Origin of the sequence: Myceligenerans crystallogenes, assembly GCF_039529775.1 — a bacterium.
Lineage (GTDB): Bacteria > Actinomycetota > Actinomycetes > Actinomycetales > Cellulomonadaceae > Myceligenerans > Myceligenerans crystallogenes.
This window is the reverse complement of the sequence record NZ_BAAANL010000009.1, coordinates 96,236-115,458: the sequence shown is the minus strand read 5'-3', so window position 1 is coordinate 115,458 and position 19,223 is coordinate 96,236. Positions and strand designations below refer to the sequence as shown.

Below are 19,223 nucleotides of genomic sequence, written 5' to 3'. Positions count from 1 at the left end.
TCCAATCGAACACGTGCAACGTTCGATTCGGCTCAAGACGATCATGAATGCCGTGCGATCGCCGGGTGGCGCGCGCGTGGCGGACCTGGCCCGGGCGACCGGCACCTCCCTCATGACGATCCGGCGTGACCTGGCCGCCCTGGAGCGCCAGGGCGTGCTCCGGCGCACGCACGGCGGTGCGGTGAGCTCACCCGCCCGGGGTACGCGGCTGCCGTTCGCCGTCCGCCTCGACACCGGCCTGGAGCAGAAGCAGGCAATCGCCACCGCCGTGGCGGCCCTGGTTCCTGACGGGTCGAGCGTCATCCTCGACAACGGGACCACCTGCACCGCCGTCGCCCAGGCCCTGACCGGCCGGGATCTCACCGTGCTGGCGCTCTCCGTGCACGCCGCCGCGGCGCTCGGCGAGTGCCCGGGCGTGCGGATCATCACGCCGGGCGGCCAGCTCGACGGCGACGAGCTGGCCTGGACGGGGCACCGGGCCGTGCGAGAGGTGCAGGAGTTCCGCGCGGACGTCGCCGTTCTCGGCGTCTGCGCGTGGGACGAGCCCTCCGGCCTGACCGCCACCTCGATGCACGACGCCGAGATCAAGAAGGCGATCCTGGCCTCGGCGAACCAGGCCGTGGCGGTCACGACGGCGGACAAGTTCGGCAGCTCGGCGACTTTCGCGGTCTGCTCGAGCGATGTCATCGACACCCTGGTGACGAGCGAACTGGCACGGGACGACCACCTCTGGCTCACCGCCGCGGGGGTCAAGGTCCTGGACCAGGACGCGTGACCGGGCCGGCCGGTCAGCCCTTCATCAGCTCGATCCCCCTGGCCGGGAGGTCGCCGTCGGCTCGCTCGAGCGCGCGGACCGCGCGGGCGACGAAGGCGGCGATGCGGGTCGCTCCCCGCTCGTGGAAGTGGGTGTCGTCCTGCAGGCCGTCCGGCCAGACGGGGTGCTCGCCCGGGGCGAAGTGGCAGAACAGGCCGGTCGACGCCGCCGGGCCCAGGTCCTCGTAGAGCCAGGTGGTGAAGGCCGTCAGGTCGACGAGCGGGGCGTCGAGCTCCGCGGCCAGGTCGCGGACGGCGTTGGGGTAGTCGCCGTGGGTGGGGGTGATGCGGTCGCCGTCGAACCAGCGGCGTTCCGCGGAGGTGCACAGGATCGCCGTCGCGCCGCGGGACCGGGACTCCTCGGCCATCCTCCGCAGGCGGTCGGTGTAGCCGCCGCGGGAGGCGAGCAGGTCCGGCTGCTTCTGGTCGTTGTGGCCGAACTGGATGACGACGGTGTCGCCCGGCTCGATCCCGGCCACGAGCGCGTCCCAGCGCTCCGTGAGGAACGACTCCGTCGTCGCCCCGCCGAACGCGAGATTGCGTACCGGGGCGTCGACGAACCGCGGGAGGTACGCGCCCCAGCCGGACAGCGGCAGTTCCTCGGGCTTGTGGTCCGCGACGGTCGAGTCCCCGGCGAGGTGGTAGGTCATGCGTCAGTCCCTTTCGTTCGTCGCGGTCCTGAGGTCCCCGCCGTCGCCCGCGGGCCCGGCCCGGACATCACGGATCCGATGCTGTTATATCGATTCAATCGTAGCGGGAGCCCGTTCCTGACCTTCTCGACATGCAATGACGCAGGGAGGAAAGAACCATGCGAACGATCGGAACCACCGTGGGCGCCGTGGCCGTACTGGTGGCGGGTACCCCTCCCCTAGACCCTGTGGAAGGACGACTCGATCGGCGTCGTGGAGCGGACGTTCCCGGTCGGCTCCACCCATGTGCGCGGGCCGGCAACAACCTGCTGGATCAGGTCAGCGTGAAGCGCGATGGACCCGGCCGGCCGCGCGAACGGCCCGGCCGGGCCCTGGCAGACAAGGCGCACTCCAGCCCGCCCGCCCGCCGTGCCCTGCGCCGGCGCGGGATCGGGCCGCGGACACGGCCTAGCTCAAGGTCCAGTTCTGGCTTGCCGAGCCGTTGCAGGCCGACAGGACCGCCACGGTTCCGTTGGCCGTCCCGTTGTTGGTCGTGCCCAGGCACAGTCCCGACTGGACGCCGGTGATCGTGCCGTTGGAGTTCACGTTCCACTGCTGGTTCGTGCCGCCGTGGCAGTCCCAGATGATGGCCCTGGTCCCCGGTGAGGTCCCGGCGCTCTCGGCGTCGAGGCACTTGCCGCCGTAGACGGAGAGCTGCTTCGAAGCGGTGACGGACCACTGCTGGTTCGCGCCGCCGTGGCAGTCCCAGAGTTGCACCACCGCACCGTTCGACTGCGACTGCGCCGCCACGTCCAGGCAGCGGTTGGCGCCGCCGTTGCGCACCTCGCCGCTGTCGGCGGGCGGGGTGGAGGAGAACTGGCTGATGAAGCGCCACATCTCGCCCTTCACCCAGCTGCGCGCGCCGCTCTCGCAACCGCGGCAACCGTCGACCGGCCCCTGCTGGTGGCCGCCGTCGAACGGCGCCCACACGACCGGGAACCCGGCGCGGCAGGAGTACGTGGTGAGGGTGTGCGTCAGGCTGCCCGCCGCCGGCTCCGGCGCGTTCTGCGGGGCGCAGCCGTTGTTGGAGAGGAACCGGTCGCGCATGCCGCGCCCGGCGCCGATGTTGTCCGAGACACCGTGGATGCCCATGTATGCCACGGCCCCCGCGCCCCCGCTGCAGCCGCTGATCCCGCCGGGCGCGGCGATCGCGATGACCCCGCGGAACGCGCTCGGGCGGGCGCATGCCAGCGCGTAGCTCATCGCGCCGCCGTAGCTGAATCCCAGGGAGAACCGCTGCGACTGGTCGACGCAGAGGTCGGCTTCGACGGTCCGGATCATGTCGTCGAAGAACACGACGTCCTGGCCGTTGGAGTTGCCCCATCCGTTGTTCAGGCCCTGCGGCGCGACGAAGATCGCAGAGCCGTTGGACAGGGCGTCGAGCCCGTAGTGCGCGTAGACGGCGCCGTCGGATCCGCCGCCGGCGACCTGCTCGGCGGTGCCGCCCAGCCAGTGGTTGCCGAAGATCAGCTTGTGCGGCTTGTTGCGGTCGTAGTTCGCGGGGACCTTGAGGATGTAGCTGCGGTTCTGGCCGCTGCTCTGGATGGTGTGCTTGCCGCTGTTGAGGGTCGGGGCCTTCCCGCAGCCGGAGCTGGCGGCCGCGGTGACGTCGGAGGCGCCGGCCCGGGACGTCTCGGCGGCCTGCGCCGTCACACCCCCGGCCGTCGCTACGACGATCGCGGCCGTGAGGCACACGAGAGCGGATCTGAATCTCGACATGGGACGAAACTCCTTGTGGTCAGCATCGTTGAGACCTGTGGGGCGGCATCGCACGAGGGGTCCGTTGCTGCGGAGAACGCGGCCAGGGATCGCCTGGAACCGCTTCCAGTTGCTGGGGACTCCTGTCACGCGATGCCTGAGAATCAACGACAGCCTAAATAGGTTGGACCTAACTGGTCCATCTTGGGAGAAGATCTAACCGATTAGGGCACAATGTCGCTGCGGTGGCATGTCAGACATCGGATCTCTCCGTGGGCAGCAGCCAATGGCCTGAGCCGACCCTGCGCCCCCCATTCGCAGGACAGGCAAGGGGCGGGCCCGTGGATCCTGCTCAGGCGGGGCGGGGCGCGTACATGATCACGGCGACGCCTGCCAGGCAGATCAGGGCACCGATGACATCCCACCGGTCGGGCCGGAAGCCGTCCACGAGCATGCCCCAGGCCAGGGACCCGGCGACGAACACACCGCCGTAGGCAGCCAGGATGCGGCCGAAGTTCGCGTCGGGCTGCAGGCTGGCGAAGACGCCGTAGATGCCCAGCGCGATGACCCCGGCACCGATCCAGAGCCAGCCCCTGTGCTCCCGGAGGCCCTGCCAGACGAGCCAGGCGCCACCGATCTCGAAGACGGCCGCGGCGGCGAACAGCAGAACGGAGCGGACCAGGTCGTTCATGGTTCACCGATCTTCATCTCGTCCATGCTCCGACGGTAGACCTTCGAGCCTGACTCAAGGCCGGCACCGCCACCGGCGTGCGCCCGGGGGACGGCCACCCTGGGCCGAGCCGTCGACTCGGCCCAGGGAAGCACAAGAACCCCGCGTCAGGCAGTCAGCATGCCGTCGTCACCGCCTGGTCCACTGCTGGTTGGCCTGGCCGTTGCCGCAGGTCCAGAGCTGAACCCTCGTGCCGTTGCTCGTGCCGTAGCCGGAGGCGTCCAGACACAGGCCGGACTGCACCCCGGTGATGGTGCCGTTGGCGTTCACGTTCCACTGCTGATTGGGTTGTCCGTTGCAGTCCCAGATGACCACCCGCGTGCCGTTGGCCGTCCCCTGACCCGAGGCGTCCAGGCACTTGTTGCCGTACACCACGAGCTGCCTGCCGGCCGTGTAGGTCCACTTCTGGTTGGTGCCACCCCAGCAGTCCCACAGCTGCACGTCGGCACCGTTGACGGTGCTGCCCCCCGCGACCTCGGCACAGCGACCGGACTGAACACCCACGATCTCGGTACCCTGACTGCCGCTCAGGGTGCCGATGACACCGGGTACGGATTGCAGTGCGCTGTGCCAGACCGCGGCCATCTTGTCGTATCCGGCGGCTGTCGGGTGGATCCCGTCGATCAGGTCGGCGGTGCTCAGGGCGTTGTACATGTTGACCAGGTGCACCCTCTTGCCGGCGTTGACCTTGCCCTGCACGATGCCGGGGATCGCCGCGTTGAAGGTTCGCACGGCCGCATCCCGGCCGCTGCCCGACAGCGGAGTGAGCTGCGCGACGAACACATCGGTGTTCGGTGACGCCGCGGTGATGCGGTCGATCAGCGCGGACAGCCGGTTCGGCGCGGTGGAGACGTTGTAGTTCTGCAGGATGTCGTTGGTGCCGATGTGCAGCAGCACGGTGCGCGGCTGGTAGGTGTTGAGCCAGCCGACGACGCTCGCGTCGATCTGGTCGATACGCCAGCCGGGGTGGCCCTCGTGATCGTGGTCGCCGAGACTCCCCGGCCCGTTGAACTGCGACCCGACGAAGTCCACGGTGTACCTGCCGTTGGCGAGGCGCTGCCACAGGTTGATCCGGTACCCGCCCGGGACCTGCGTGCCCTCGGTGATGGAGTCGCCCAGCGGCATGACGCGGACCCCGCCGTTGGACTCCGCGCTGGCGGGACCGATCGGCGTCATCGCCATGGCTACCACCACGCCGAGCGCCGCGATCGATCCGAGCCACCTTGCTCTTCTGCGCATCATTTCACTCCTCTAACCTTGTGTGAGCGCTAACATTCCTGGACGCAGAACCCCGTCGCCGATGACGACAGTTCTTCGGCCACCCACGCGGCGCCGATGGCACCCGGCATCGAGTGCGGTCGGCGATCGCGCGGCGCTGAACCACCCGGCGGACAGGCAACCCCACCGACGCCGTTGCCGAAGTGGGATGTGCTCATATCCGCCAAGTTACGCAAATTTTTAACGATCAACACCGACAAGTCAACCCCCGTCGGCGCCGTCGCAGACCGCTCCCGATGCCGGAACGACAACGGAGCGCAGGTCAGAAACCTGCTCTGACCTGCGCTCCGGCTGGCGGAGCGGATGACGGGAATCGAACCCGCGTAATCAGTTTGGAAGCCAGACTGTGCGTCTTCGGACGGAGACGGCTGACCAGCCCGCGTGGGCGGCTGACCTGCGTCTAGTGTAATGCTTGAACTGGTTGTCGTGGGTTCAAGTTGGGCGTCGGACGGTTCCGTGACGGGGGTCGTGGGTGGGCGGTAGGGCAAATAAGGGCACGGGCGGGAGCTCTCGGCCGTTGTCGGATACTCCCACCGCAGCCGTTGCTGCCGAGCAAGGCCCGTCTCATGCCGACCACCTCGTCGGCGAACCGCATTCGCCGTGTCGACGCTCGTGCCAAGGTTGGTCAATGCGGTTGGAGCGAGCAGTGGCGATAGCGGGGATCGAACCAGACCTCGCGCGCAGCATCGCGCGCGCGTGCTTGCACGACTGGGCCTTCACCGAGCGCGTCGCCCACGTTGTCAAGATCGACCTCGCACAGGCCAATGAACTCCTCCGCAGGCTGCAGACCGAAGGGTATGTCACCAACGAGCCCTGCGAGTACGAGGGCGAACCCGATCTCCTCTGGAGCGTCACGCTTCGCGGCAGCGCCTTGGCAGGGGCTTCCTTCCTCAAGCCGATCACCCGGGCGAAGGCGGAGGCGCTCCTCGTCGGCGTCCTCGAACGCGCCGCCGCCTACAACGCCGACCTAGACAAGATCGTCTGGATCGAAGAGATCTCACTGTTCGGATCACTGCTTGTGAGGCATCTACGGATTTCGGCGACGTCGACCTGCACGTGGCGCTCAACTATCGCCGCAACGCCGACGGCGGCGAGGCGGCACTGGCCTACGCCCGTGCCTCGGGCAGAACGTTCTCGAACTTGATCCAGAGGCTCAGCTGGGCCAGGACCGAAGCGCGGCAGCTTCTCAAGAACCGCAGTCCCTACCTCAACATTCACACCGAGGACCTCAGCGACGTCACGGACCGAATGCGAGTCATCTACCGACGAGTGGACTGATCGCACCTTGAAACACGGCACGGCTCTGACATCCCGATCTACGGAGCCGTGCAGCACCCCGGCCCGCCCGTAGGGAGTGTCCGATGACTGGTGGGTGGGGTCTGGCCTGACACGCCGAGCTGGGTGCTTGGCGGGAAGGCAGGAGCATGGCCGAGAAGTTCGAGTCCATGGAGCTCAACGAGGAGCAGACGCAGGAGTTCGCCCAGCGGCTGGTGGAGCAGTCCCGTGCGGAGGGGATCGACCTGGTCGGGCCGGGTGGGGTGCTGTCGGGGTTGACCAAGCAGGTCCTGGAGACGGCGCTGGAGGCCGAGATGGCCGACCACCTGGGCTACGAGCACTCCGACCGGGAGGGCAAGCCGGACAGCGGGACGAACGAACGCAACGGGCGGCGGTCAAAGACGGTGGTCACGGAGATCGGTCCGGTCGAGATCGAGGTGCCCCGGGACCGGGACGGGACGTTCGACCCGAAGATCGTGCGCAAGCGGCAGCGGCGTCTGTCGGGGATCGACGAGATCGTGCTGTCCCTGACGGCGCGGGGGCTGACGACCGGGGAGATCAGCGCGCACTTCGCCGAGGTGTACGGGGCCGACATGTCCAAGAACACGGTCTCGCGCATCACGGACAAGGTCGTGGCGGAGATGGACGAGTGGCGCAACCGTCCCCTGGACCCTGGGCGGTTTCTAGCGAACGAAGCGAATCGGTGGTGACGTTCGTCGTCGGGTCCATGTTTGCATGAGCTGGGCCGGAGTGCGGTCGCCGAGGCAGGCGCGGGGCCTGTCGTTCAGTTCGGTGGTGACCTGGTCGAGGTCGTCCTGGGAGTGAAGGCTCAGGTCGGTGCCCTTGGGCAGGTACTGGCGCAGGAGCCCGTTGGTGTTCTCGTTGCTGGGCCGCTGCCAGGGCGAGTGGGGATCGGCGAAGTAGACCCGCAGGCCGGTGGCCTGCTCGATCTTCTCGTGCTGGAACATCTCGTTGCCCTGGTCCCAGGTCAGGGTCCGTCGCATGCCGGCCGGCAGGGCCGTGAAGACCGGTATCAGCGTGCCGGCAACCGCGTCGGCCGAGTGTCCATCGGGAAGGGTGACCGCGATCGTGAACCGGGTCTTGCGCTCCACGAGGGTCGCGACGGCAGAGCGCTGGCCTGCACCGATGATCAGATCTCCTTCCCAGTGCCCGTGCTGACGCCGCTCGTTCGCCGCTGCGGGCCGGTCGTGGATCGGGCGCATCAGGGTGCACTGCCGCAGTGCGCCGTCGCGGGATCGTCCCCGGCCGCGCTTGCGCCGGTAGAAGCGTCCGGTTCGCAGCGGTGAGCAGGACTGGCTGAGCGGGTCGGCCAGGTCGATCCGGCGCTAATAGACCGCCTCGTAGATCGTCTCGGGACACACGTGCCAACCGGTCCGGCGCGGGTAACGGCGGCGCAGCCACCGGCTGATCTGCGCCGGTGACCACTTCGCATCCAGCTTGCAGGCCACGATCCGGGCCAGCTTCTCGTCCGCGGCCAGCACCCGCGGCTTCGGACGTCGCCGGCGCGTCCAGGCCTGGTTGTGGGCGAACCACGGCTGGTAGCGGCCGTCGGCCTTCTTGTTGCGCGCGATCTCCTTGTAGACCGACTGGTACGACTTGCCGATCCGCGCGGCGATCTGCTTGACCCGCTCGCCGGCGGCCAGGCCGTCGGCGATCTCGATCCGGTCGTCCTGGGACAGGTAGCGCGAGCTGATCGGCTTCTCATCGACCACGGTCATGGAGCCAGCTTCGATGTACCAGTTCGATCCAGCCGACGCCGACACGCCGACCACCGCGGCGGCCTTCTGCCCTGATATTCCTGAGCGGATCAGCTCGAAATAGCGGCGCTTCGTCGCCGATGACGCCTTGTTCCACGCCCAGCGAGGCATCGCGGATCCTTCCAGTCAGGATTCGCTTCGTTCGCTAGAAACCGCCGAGCCCGCTACTGGCTGAGCGTGCTGACCGAGATCAAGAACCGCGGCGTGGCCGACGTGTGCATCGTGGTCTGTGACGGGCTCAAGGGCCTGCCCGAGGCGATCAACACGACCTGGGAACTCGCGCACGTCCAGACGTGCGTGATCCACCTGATCAGGAACACCTTCCGGTACGCAGCCCGGCAGGACGCAGGACTTGATGGCCCGCGACCTCAAGCCGGTCTACCACGCCATCAACGCCGACGAAGCCGCCACGAAGCTGGAGGCGTTCGCCGAGGCGTGGGAGGGCAAGTACCCCGCCGCCGTGGCCCTGTGGCGGTCCGCGTGGAGCGAGTTCATCCCGTTCCTGGACTACGACGTAGAGATCCGCAAGGTCATCTGCACCACCAACGCCATCGAGTCGCTGAACGCACGCTACCGGCGCGCGGTGCGCGCCCGCGGGCACTTCCCCAACGACGCAGCCGCGCTCAAGTGCCTCTACCTCGTCACCAGGTCACTGGACCCGACCGGCAAGGGCCAGGCACGATGGGTGCCCTGCAGGATCTCGTCCCCGAAGGCCCGGTAGTCCTCGACCCTCTCGGGCGTACCGGACACAAACTGCCGCGGCCCCTGATAGCCCACACGAGGGTCGTCCGGCCTCGCCTCCCCCGCCGGCGCGTCGGCGGTGGTTCGGAAGCTGACCAGTGATGCATGCGCGGCTGGTACCACCGGCTCGCCGCCACCCGAGCCCTCGGGCGCCGCTTGGGCGTCATCCCCGTCCGTCCCGCCGGTATCCGAAGTTCCGGTGCCGGTCAGATCTCCGCCCAAGGTCCGGTAGGTCCGCGCATACGGGTCCAGCGTGTCGGCGCTGATCGCGGGATCACTCTTCGCGGCGGCGTAGTCGAGCACGCCATCGGCGTCCACATGTCTGTCGATCGCGTCCAGCTCGCCCATCACCGAGGCAGCCGTCAGATCGCCGGGAACCTGATCCGGGTACTTCTGCCGCACCTGCGCGATCGCCTGCTCCAGGAACCGCTCGACCTCGGGCAGTTTCTCCAGTTCAGAACTGGCGTCGACAACTGCCGCACCGCCATCCGTCGACGCGGCCGTCGGGGACGGCGGCTCGGCATCCGCCGGCCTCGTGCATCCAGTCATGACCACAGCGACCGCCGCGACCGTGACCATCACGACCCCGCGCACCGACCAGGCGCGAGCCTTGCGAACAAACATGACGACCTTCCGCAGGAGGGCGCAGGAGTGCAAGAACGCACCGGCGCTATTCCCCCTGCTCAGACAGGCATCACCGTAACCAGGGACGATAAATCGGTCAATACTCCTGAGTCGTGACGGTGATCGGTGCTGTCTCGAGCAACACGGCTGCCGTCGGGCGGGATGAGTTCAACAGGTCTCCACGATGAGCCAGTCGATCGGCGAGGCTACATGCAGCATCAAGGCACGAGCCCTCGTAGCGACGCCAGCATCCACGTCGACGACAACGAGTTCTGCGTCCTGCGCTCGGAGGCGGAACTCGGCTGAGCCGCTACCAGCGAAAACCTGGTTCTAGCTGGTCAGAGCCGCGAGGGAATTCCCGGGGCTCTCCGTATCCAGACGGCGCTGGACGTACCTCAGCGTACCAAAACGCGGCATAAGCGCGGCAGGATCGGAGGGTTGGAGGGCTGCCGAGGATTTCCGTAAGCCTGGGTGGCGCTGACCTGCGATGACGGATATCGGCGTGACGCGAATACGTCTGGCGCAGCAGGTTCGCGGCTCGATCGTGTGGACGATGGTCTACGCGCCGATGTCGCCCTCGTCGCACGGCGTGGGGCACAGCATGACGTTCGCTGGCCCCACGCCGTCACCCGGTGGCGCGATCACCACTCGTCGTCGAAGAGCGTGCCCTGGATGCCAGGCTCGGGTGGTGCCAGCTCGTCGGCGGCTTCGCCGCGTCCGTCGTCGGGTAGACCGTCGGGTGAGGCGTAGTCGCCCGCGCGTTCGCAGAGGGTCAGGATGTACGGGAGCGCGCGTCCTTCCATGAATTCGGGGGTGAAACGTTGCTGGTGGACGAACATCGCCCAGTGCACGGGGTCGGGGTCTCCCGGGCCGAGTCCGGCGACGGTCAGTTCGAGCATCTTCGGGATCGGTGTGGCCCGGTGCGGCGCGGGGGCGTTCGTGCCGTCGCGGGTGAACTTGCGCAGCCGTCCCGGGTTCTTGATGTGGGGATTCTTGTCGGCGAGGCTGTAGAAGACCCGGTTCTCCTCATCCGCGTCGGTGAGCTGCCACAGGCCCTTGGACATGCCCGCGATCGCGTCCTTGTCCTCGGGCGCCGCCCACCACATGGGGGTTTCCAGGCGTCCTGCGTCCGTCCGCACTCGGACGGTTCGCAGTCCCTTGAACATGGTCGTGAGCTTGTGCGACTTCGGTTCGCCGAAAGAGATCCGGTCGAGTTCCAGGCCGTCGTCCAGGAGCCAGGTCCAGCGGGAGCGCATGTTGGTGGCGCTGGTCAGAAGCAGGGTCGGGAGACCCTTGAACTGGGACACGACGGTGCGCGCGAACCGCATCAGCTCTTCACGCTGCTTCCCCTTGTCGGCCATCTCCTTGGGCCGCGGCTCCGCACCGGCGAGCTGGCACAGGAGCTCGTGATACGGGATCCAGCCGTCCGTTTCCGGGGTCTTGGCCTGCACTCCCGCCTGACCCGGCTGGATCTTGACGGCGATGGGCATGTAGATCGGCGCGCTCGCGACCTGCGTGGTGTTCCGGCGGATCAGCCAGATCGCCACCTGGACGAGATCGTCGGGAGTCGTGACGTTCTTGGAGTGCCGCGGGGTGGGGGCGATGCCGATGCTTCGGATGCCGTCCTCCCACGCGGACTTGGCGCGCATGGCCAGGTCGCCCTTGCCGTCGGTGGTGATGAACTGCGTGACCCTGCCGGCGCGGGCCGCGCCCTGCCTGATCGCGATGTACGGGTCCGCGCGACGGTACCGGTACTTGAAGTTCTTGTCCGGCGATCCGATCTCGACGAACGCGAGCTTGGCGGCGCGTCCCAGGTTGCCGAAGAACTCCTGGACCTGCTTCTTGCGCTCGTCGACCGCCGCCTTGTGGGCCTTGCCGACGTCGGGCGGTTCGACGCCGTCGCCGAGCGGGCTGGTCAGCGTACCCGTGTCGTGGTGGACCAGGCGGACGGTGAGACCGTCTCGCTGGAAGAGCGTCTGTCCCTCGGGTGTACCTTCGCTGGTCGGCTCGAGGCCGAGTGCGTCCTGCGCGGCAGCCACGAGCGCGTCACGTACCGCGTCGGTGTCCGTGACGACGTCGATGCGGAGTTCCTCGCCGTCGAGGCTCCGGCTGAGCAGGTTGCGGTATCGCTGGGCGTTCTCCTCGGACTGGATGCTCCGCTTGGTCTCGGCCACCACCTTCTCGGCCTCGTACTCCACCATGGAGGTCAGGAACTGTTCGTACTCGTCGATCTCGTCGAGGCTGGCACCCGACTCGGGCTCGTCGATGACGTCGGGTGCGGTCGGCATGGACCTCAGCTTCTGGTACTCGCGCGGCTGCCTTGGCCGTCCGAGCAAGGTGGGGGCGAGGCCCAGCCCGGGTTCGAAGGCGTCTTCGACGGCTTCGGCGGCCCAGGACAGGATGCGACGCCGTTCCTCGGGCATGACGCCGGTGGCCACGATATGCGGCCCCATCTGGGAGTGGTGGGTGACGGCCGCACGGATCGGTGACCCGGGGCTCAGGTAGGCGGCAGGGTCGGTGCCGAGGCGTCCGGCCTCGGGGAACTTCTCCCCGATGGTCAGGCGGTCGAGCACTCCCTGCGGCCCGCTGCGGTACCACACGGTGCGCTTGCCGCCGTTGTACGACTTGAGGCTGGGGGTGGCGAGCCGTGTCCCCTGGAAGCCGGTGTCGGGGTCAGGCAGCGGTTGGACGAACACCGACGCGCTCTTCCGGGGCGGGATGAAGAGCTTGCCCTCGGAGACCCAGCGTCGCGTGTGGATGCCCAGGTGCAGGCGTGGCGTGGAGTCGAAGGGGGTGATGCGCAGGGCGATCTTGAGCACGGCGGAGTAGTAGCCGATCCGTGGTTCTCCGCGCTTGGTGGTGTCGGGGTGCTCCAGCGGCGGCCAGGAGACCAGTTCGACGCCGTCGTACGCCGCAGCCTGGACGAAGTGGAGCTCGCCGTCGAACGGCCCCTTGGCCAGGATCCGCTCGGCGATGGCCTCGGGTATCAGCCGGAACAGCACGGGGTTCACCCTCGCCGTGCCGGAGTCGTTGATGCCCACCCACGCGGGATCGATCGCCGCGGGCTTCCAGTCGGCGGCGTGATTCTCGACGTCGAGCTCGCTGATCACGCGGCGCAGCTTCGGAAAATCGGCGGCGTCGCCGAGCCATTCCTGCAGGTATGCCTGCATGAGGCGCTTCAGCAGGCGGGTCTCGACGGGTTTGCGGGCGTACAGCCAGGTGTTCGGCGACTCGGGGTCCATCTCGTACCCGGTGTAGAACACGTCGGGGATGAGCGCGTTGATCGACTGGTTCAGCCGGCTGACCGGCAGGTGCTTCTTCGCGTCGACCGGCTTGTCGCTGTTGGCCTCCCAGACCTCGCGGATGAGGCCGGGCCAGTGTTCCGGGACGGCGAACTCGTGCAGTTCGCCGAGCAGGCTCGGCAGGTCTGCGGGCTGTCGTAGCCGGTAGGCGGCCAGGTCGATGTGTTCGTAAGCCATGGGGTCACTCCTTTTCGTTGATGTTGATCAGTGCGTCCCAGAACGGCCCGAACAACGCCTGGGCGACCGTCCGGTCGGCTGCGGACACGCTCGTGTGGTGCGGGTCGAAGTAGGGGCGCAGGATGTACTCGAAGCGGGCGAGCAACCCGGTGTGCTCGGTGTCGAAGGCGCCGTCGGCCTGCGCGTCCAGCGGAGCGAACGCGGCGTCGCAGAAGTGCACGCGTGCACGCACGCCGCCGCGTACGAGCCGTCCGATGACCTGCCACATCACGACCATCTGGTCCCAGGCGAACGCGCTCTTCTCGTCGTGGCTCAGGCTGCTCCACGAGATCCTGCGGATCAGGTACCGGTACCAGTTCTTCCGCGCCTCGTTGCGGAACGCTCCGGCTGCGTCGTCGAGCGTGTCGTGCGCGCCGGGCAGGTCTCCGAATCCGCCGCCGGGTGCCGTGTAGCGCATCGCCCAGTCGTTGATGGCGTAGATGGCGAGGTTGATGTTGTCGGGCCGGTCGTGCGGGCGCGCGAGGAAGTAGACCGACCCGAGTGCAGCGGTGCCGTCCTCGAGCACGATGTTGTGCCCGCGTTCCACGGCCAGGAGCGGCGCGACGAGGATCTCGCTGTCCAGGCTCGCGTAGCCTGCCACATCTCCGCGACGCAGGGAGTACCAGGCGTCGTCACGATCTGCGTCGTCGGCGATGAGGTGGGTAACCTTCCCGCTCCAGCGTGGCCGGTCGTTGAGGTAGTTGGCCACCATCCGCGCCTCGTCGTAGGAACCGGTCAGCAGCAGGATGCGACGGCGCTCGGTCGGCAGTTCGTCGAGCTCCAGTTCGAGCGCGCTCTTGGCCGCCGGGCCGAGCGCGGGATCGGTGGTGGCGAGCTGCTTGAGCATCTCTTTGACCGCCGCCTCGCGGTTCTTGCCCGTCCCTGAGATCCGGATGGCCTCGTCCTTGCTGAACTGGAAGGCCGTGTACGCGGCGCTCTCGTGGAGCGCCGCGACCTTCTCCGGCGACGGACGCAGGATCGCCTTGACCGGGACACCCAGGTGGTACCGCGTCGACGTGCCCGCCCAGCTCGTCCCCGACATCAGCACGACGTGCGGCCCGGGGACCTCCTCGGACAGTCCGAGTCGGGGCAGCTTGCGCAGGAGGTCACGCCCGACGCCGTTGCAGTGGAAGAACCGCAACGCTCCGCTGTGGGCCGGCGGGCCGGGCTCCTCCTCGGTGAACTGATACCCCAGCACGTTCCCCATCGGGGACTCGACCATGACCGCTTCGAAGTCGCGCGGCGGCCGGTGGGTGAGGGCGTTGGCTGCGGCCTCCAGGTTGAGCGCGGCCTCCACGCCGGGCCACATGCTGATCAGCACCGTCAGCTGGTTGTCGAGCGCGGCGACCAGCATCGCGAACGCGAACCGCCTGCGGTTACGGCCCTGCTCCCGCGACGTCCTGGACGCGCCGCCGGTCAGCCTGGCAAGACAGTCGTCGAGGCGGCCGGCCGCGTCGTCGTCGCCGGACGACAGGAGCAGGTTGGTCAGGTCGACCAGCTCCGCGACCAGTGCTCCCTTGTCCGTCGTACGGTCACGTACCGCCTGAACCGGCCGGTCGCGGAACGCGTTGAGTACGTCGTCGAAGAACTTTTTCGCGGCGCGCTTCTCATCGTCGTCCGCGTCCGGGTCGATCCAGTCCTGGTAGAGCTCCTGGTGCAGGGTCATGGCGCTGAAGTACTTGGTGCCGACCCAGTCGCGCAGCGGTTTGTCGTTGTTCAGCATCGTGTAGATGCGGTCCGCAGCGTTGTGCACGACGTTGAGCGATCCGGTCCAGCGCGCGATCTGGCTGTCGGTCAGGTGCTTGCGGCCCTCGGCGGTGGCCCGGGTGATGGTGTGCCGCTGCAGCCAGTCGATCCACGAGTCGTCACCGCTGCCGCACAGTGTGGCGGCCGGCGCGAACGCATCGTCGAGCTGGGTCTGGACGCGGTCGGCCTCGTCGATGATGATCAGGTCGCTCCGGTCGGCGGCGGCCTCCAGGTAACGCACCCGCTCACCGGTCTGGTGGCGTGGCAACCGGGCGTGCAGGAGGCCGGCCATCGTCGCCACCCACACCGGCGCGTCCACGAGGTCACGCGCCGCACGGTGCCGCGGGCAACGAGTCCACAGCGGACAACCATGAGCAGTCCGCGAAGCCTTCGACGCCGGGACCGAAGCCGCGGCGTTCTTGTCCGAGCCCACCGCCAGAGGATCCCGCTCGACGACGACACCTGCGGGGTACAGCCGCTCGCACGGTGCCTCGTGAATGCGCAGCAGGTCGGCGCCCTCGTAGCCCCGCAGCGCGTCGATCGGGCAGGCGCTGGACAGGTAGTCGAACGCGGGGCTCGAGTGCTCCAGCATCGACGCCTTGCCCGCCGAGTGCTGGCGGCGGTGCAGCCGCAGGATGTGCCGCTCTCGCGTGGACCGGCCCACGATCGGGGCCGCGGAGATTCGTTCACTGCCCAGGGCATTGAAGGTGGCGACGGTCTTGAGGCTCTCGGCGACGTCGCCGACGACGACAGTCACCTTCAGCCCGAGTTCCACCACGCAGTGGTAGGTGAGCAGGTGCATGATCGTGCTCTTACCGGCGCCGACCATCCCGACCAGGTGGAACAGGCCGTCAACGGTCAGTTCCCAGTCCTTGGCGTGGACGAATCCGTCCCCCGCGAAGCTGGGCGCCGCCGCCAGGGACATCTCCACGTCCTCCAGGTCACGCACCCAGTCGCGCGGCCGGGGGACGTCGTTGGCGCGCTCCGCGGCCATCATGGCGCGGGCCGCGTTGAGCAGGTCTCGGTGCGACACGGTGATCGGCTTGCCCTGGCCCGCCTTGCCCGCGCGCAGCGGCATCGGTACCGGGACCGCGTCGGTCACCAGAGGCTCCGGGATGTTCACCGACAGGTCCCGGCGCCCGGCACTGAACCGCTGCTGACCGGCTCCTGCCAGGGGCAGGTCCTCGCCCGGTGCTACTGCGAGGCCATCGAGTGCCTGGTCGTAGATGTCGAACCGCCCGGGGGCGATCGAAGGATCGCGGCGCGCTGCAGCGGCGTCCATCGCGTCCAGGTCGTAGCCGCGGTACTGCTGGTCCACGGCCATGTACCGCTCCAGGCGCTGAAGCCAGATGTGACGGCGCCGCAGCCCGGCCAGGTAGTAGCGCGCCGTCTGGACGCGGCGGTCCTGCTCGGGTGTCAGCCGCGGGTTGAACGCGCGGGCGTATGGGTAGCCGCCGAGCAGCGGCCACACGTCGATCGCCCGGGCGTCCTCCTTGACCTCGGCCAGCAGGAACAGCGCGAGTTCCACCTCGGCGAGCTCTGCTGCTCCGAGTGGTTCCGGGTGAGTGCTGGTCATCGTGCGCAGGGCGCGAGTGATCGACGCGCTCCAGTTCTTCGTGCTACGCATCGGGGCCCTCCTTCCTGATCTGCCCGTTCGCCGGGCCGGGGACGTGCTTCTTGTCCACTTCCTGCAGCAGTTCCTTCTCGAATGTGAGGGCCATGGAGCTCTTGCCGGCGTTCTTGCGTGCGTTGCCGAATCGGAGCCGGTAGCGCTTCTTGTTCCGGTAGTCCGGGACCACGAGGAACTTCTTGTCCGCCGGTGGGTTGGACCTGAATCCCGGGAACCGGGCTCCGAGGATGCCGGGGTGGGCGTAGTCCTTGACGTCGATCGCCCAGCGGGTGCCGTCCGGGAAGGTGATCAGCAGGTCGTAGGCGTCGTATGCGGGCCACATCAGCACCTTCAGCCCCCGCTTGCGCAGTTTCCGTTCCAGGCCGACCTCGAAGATGCCCGGCCCCGTGACGAACACCCGCAGCGGGAACTCCAGGTGGTGCACCCCGCCGGGGGTGTCGGCATCGAGGTATCGCCGCACGCGGGTCCGTGACCCGCGGCAGCGGTCCAGGTCGCACTGCCATTCGTCCCGCTCGGCCGGCCTCAGGAGGCAGCCGCATCCGTCGCACTGGGCGTACCGGCCGTCCCTGCACAGCGAGGCCGGGGCCGTCGTGTAGCAGGCCTCCAGGATCTCGGCGACCGGCTGCAGGTCGATCTCGGTGAACCAGGCGGTCATCTCTTTCTTCGTCAGCGTCGGCTCGCTGATCAGCAGGCGCCGGAACGCCACGTACGACTCGGGCGACTCGGCGGCCTGACACGCCTGGAACACCCGCTTCATGATCGCGTTCTCGAACTTCTCACCCATGACGTCGCGGTTCGTGTTCACGATCCGTTCCATGCACTCCTGGGTGGGGCGCCGCGCATCCGACAGCAGGACCGCGTCCTCGTCATCGCCGAGGTCGCCGGGCAGCAGCTTGCACAGCGGCTGGCCGGCCATCATGTCGAGCATGCCCGGTACGCTCCCGGGCGTCTCGTACCCGTCCGCGATCAGCGTCCTGAGCACCACATGGTTGTAGACGCGCTGTACGTCGTCGTCGTACGCTGCCGGTCCCTCGGGCACCTCCTGCTTGGACAACTCGTAGATCGCCGTCGCCAGCGCGGCCACGACGCTTTGCGTGGAGACCTCATGCATCAGGAGTCCTTTCCGGTGCCGCATCCGGGCACCACCGAGTGAAGGAACACGAACCACACGCCGCACCCGGCGTGGCAGGGAAAGCGCCGTCTGCGCGCCAGCGCGCGGCTATGGGTTCGATGACGGCGCGGGCCGCCGCGACAGTCTCCGGGTCGGAGACATCAAGGAAGCGCAGGTCAGCACCCCGATCCGTGAGGTACTCCATCTCGACGCGGGCCACAGGCTCGCCCAGGGCGCCCGCATGGCACAGCAGCACCGCCAGGGCGAGCTGGATGCCCTTGCGCGTCTCGAACAAGTGCCTGCGGCTCGACGGTGGCGCCCAACTCGCCGTCGTCTCCCGCCACACCAGCTCGCCGTTCTCCCGGTACAGCAGATCGGGGTCGGCGTAGATCACCACGGAAGCGTTCGGATCGAACGCGGTGATCCGCGCCTGCGGCTGCTCATCGGTGATCTCACAACCGCCGTGCCGCGAGCATGTGTCCACGTGCCGCCGAAGCCGCCCCACCACCAGTTCCGCATCGCTCTCGTCGAGTCCTGCGACGTGATCGGTGAGCACGGAGTCCAGTTGCTCACGCGTGCACGGCTGCTCGTGCACCTGCCCGTGCAGCGTGTTCAGCGCCGCGTCGACGGCACGTCCGATACGGATGGGCTGCGGCTCGGTGTCTCCTGCCGGCATGTTGAGGCCACGCAGCCGCGCTTGTTGCGGACACGCGTCGTGATAGCGCAGCGTGGTGGCCGACACCGACCGCACCGGTGCCTCGGGGTCGGCGACGCCGAGAAGCCCAGGAACCCTCGGCACCACTATGCAGTCGTCGATCAGCTTGCACCCTGAGCAGCTGTTGCCCGGTGCAGGCTGACCGCCTGCCACTGCGCGCTTGACCGCGGCCCGGCCTTGCTGCTCATACCGTGCCATCGCCTCTTCGGGCGTTCCATCGAACAACTCGACGACTGAGCCGTCCAGCAACCCGACCTGTCGCACCGACACCAGGGTGGGAAGATCTGCGTCCGATCCGCGGATCGCGAACGGCTCGGACCACTTGCTCGGTTTCGGCCATGGCGCGGGCCTTCCCCACGCCGTAGTACACGCGGACACTGCGGTCTTCACGTCGCCCGCCGGCCGCCGTGTTGCCGTCGACATCGACGGAAGCACCAGGACCCGGGTCCGCCCGTCGGCGCTCTCGTAGCGGCGTCCCCACGCGTACAGCTCGCGGATGTCGGTCGCCGTCTCCGTCTGGATCACCCAGTGGTCCTGGACCGGACGCAACCCTTCGGCCAGCATGTCCGGGTACACGTGGACAGCGTTGGCAATCCAGTTCCGCTCCGGGCCACCCACGCCGTCAGGGAGAACTTCCAGCGCGGTGGTCACCGACTTTCCGTCCGCCTCGACTGCGTCCAGCACATCGAAGAACAGACCCAGAAGCATCTCGGGCCGGACCTCACGACGACGACCCGGCCTGCGGTGTGCAGGATCGGACTGAGCCCGCTTCGCGGCCGGACATCCGTCGGTATCGGAGGCCAACGTCGCGTTCGCCCGGACGATCGGCAGAGAACGCCGCCCCGGGCCCGCCCACCGCGTCGAGCCAGAACCGGGG

The 19,223-nt window shown here is 68.3% G+C and carries 13 protein-coding genes and 2 pseudogenes; 4 read left to right on the top strand and 11 right to left on the bottom strand.

Annotated elements, in window-relative coordinates; all coding sequences use genetic code 11:
* The first annotated feature begins 13 nt into the window (after positions 1–13).
* The gene (locus tag ABD208_RS18840; protein WP_344105993.1) at positions 14–775 is read left to right on the top strand and encodes a DeoR/GlpR family DNA-binding transcription regulator; all 762 of its coding nucleotides are present in this window, start codon (positions 14–16) and stop codon (positions 773–775) included.
* A gap of 13 nt (positions 776–788) precedes the next feature.
* On the opposite strand, the gene ABD208_RS18835 is transcribed toward ABD208_RS18840, so the two are convergent.
* From ABD208_RS18835 to ABD208_RS18820, 4 genes are all read right to left on the bottom strand, one after another.
* The gene (locus ABD208_RS18835; protein ID WP_344105991.1) at positions 789–1,463 is read right to left on the bottom strand and encodes a rhamnogalacturonan acetylesterase; all 675 of its coding nucleotides are present in this window, start codon (positions 1,461–1,463) and stop codon (positions 789–791) included.
* 447 nt (positions 1,464–1,910) lie between these two features.
* A complete protein-coding gene (locus ABD208_RS18830) occupies positions 1,911–3,221 on the bottom strand; it encodes a ricin-type beta-trefoil lectin domain protein (protein ID WP_344105989.1) in 1,311 nt (436 codons plus the stop codon).
* Between the two features lie 331 nt (positions 3,222–3,552).
* Positions 3,553–3,891, bottom strand: a complete 339-nt coding sequence (locus ABD208_RS18825; protein WP_344105987.1) for a YnfA family protein — start codon at positions 3,889–3,891, stop codon at positions 3,553–3,555.
* A gap of 168 nt (positions 3,892–4,059) precedes the next feature.
* Positions 4,060–5,169 carry an RICIN domain-containing protein gene (locus ABD208_RS18820; protein ID WP_344105985.1) on the bottom strand — a complete coding sequence of 370 codons (1,110 nt, stop codon included), beginning with the start codon at positions 5,167–5,169 and terminating at the stop codon, positions 4,060–4,062.
* 667 nt (positions 5,170–5,836) lie between these two features.
* On the opposite strand from ABD208_RS18820, the gene ABD208_RS18815 reads away from it, so the two are divergent.
* Both ABD208_RS18815 and ABD208_RS18810 read left to right on the top strand, forming a co-directional pair.
* Positions 5,837–6,352 (top strand): hypothetical protein, encoded by a 516-nt coding sequence (locus tag ABD208_RS18815; protein ID WP_344105983.1) that lies wholly within the window; start codon positions 5,837–5,839, stop codon positions 6,350–6,352.
* A 280-nt stretch (positions 6,353–6,632) separates the two neighbouring features.
* Positions 6,633–7,154: pseudogene (locus ABD208_RS18810) on the top strand (transposase); the annotation flags it as partial.
* Positions 7,155–7,166: 12 nt separating this feature from the next.
* Here the strand turns inward: ABD208_RS18810 and ABD208_RS18805 are convergent.
* Complete coding sequence (locus ABD208_RS18805) at positions 7,167–7,784, bottom strand: IS30 family transposase (protein ID WP_344106034.1); 618 nt, start codon at positions 7,782–7,784, stop codon at positions 7,167–7,169.
* A gap of 45 nt (positions 7,785–7,829) precedes the next feature.
* Positions 7,830–8,372 (bottom strand): helix-turn-helix domain-containing protein, encoded by a 543-nt coding sequence (locus tag ABD208_RS18800; protein WP_344105981.1) that lies wholly within the window; start codon positions 8,370–8,372, stop codon positions 7,830–7,832.
* A gap of 48 nt (positions 8,373–8,420) precedes the next feature.
* Here ABD208_RS18800 and ABD208_RS18795 point away from each other — a divergent pair.
* A pseudogene (locus ABD208_RS18795) lies at positions 8,421–8,982 on the top strand (IS256 family transposase); the annotation flags it as partial.
* Here the strand turns inward: ABD208_RS18795 and ABD208_RS18790 are convergent.
* From ABD208_RS18790 to ABD208_RS18770, 5 genes are all read right to left on the bottom strand, one after another.
* Positions 8,895–9,626: a hypothetical protein gene (locus ABD208_RS18790; RefSeq protein ID WP_344105979.1), complete on the bottom strand. Its 732-nt coding sequence runs from the start codon at positions 9,624–9,626 to the stop codon at positions 8,895–8,897. The pseudogene ABD208_RS18795 and the gene ABD208_RS18790 sit on opposite strands and share 88 nt — an antisense overlap.
* Before the next feature lie 641 nt (positions 9,627–10,267).
* A complete protein-coding gene (locus ABD208_RS18785; RefSeq protein ID WP_344105977.1) occupies positions 10,268–13,105 on the bottom strand; it encodes a pPIWI_RE module domain-containing protein in 2,838 nt (945 codons plus the stop codon).
* Positions 13,106–13,109: 4 nt separating this feature from the next.
* Positions 13,110–16,517 carry a pPIWI_RE_Z domain-containing protein gene (locus ABD208_RS18780; protein WP_344105975.1) on the bottom strand — a complete coding sequence of 1,136 codons (3,408 nt, stop codon included), beginning with the start codon at positions 16,515–16,517 and terminating at the stop codon, positions 13,110–13,112.
* On the bottom strand, positions 16,510–17,631 hold the full coding sequence (locus tag ABD208_RS18775; protein ID WP_344105973.1) for a restriction endonuclease-related protein: 1,122 nt from the start codon (positions 17,629–17,631) through the stop codon (positions 16,510–16,512). The genes ABD208_RS18780 and ABD208_RS18775 overlap by 8 nt, the downstream gene beginning before the upstream one ends.
* On the bottom strand, positions 17,624–19,054 hold the full coding sequence (locus tag ABD208_RS18770; RefSeq protein WP_344105971.1) for a PD-(D/E)XK nuclease family protein: 1,431 nt from the start codon (positions 19,052–19,054) through the stop codon (positions 17,624–17,626). The genes ABD208_RS18775 and ABD208_RS18770 overlap by 8 nt, the downstream gene beginning before the upstream one ends.
* Positions 19,055–19,223 lie beyond the last annotated feature (169 nt).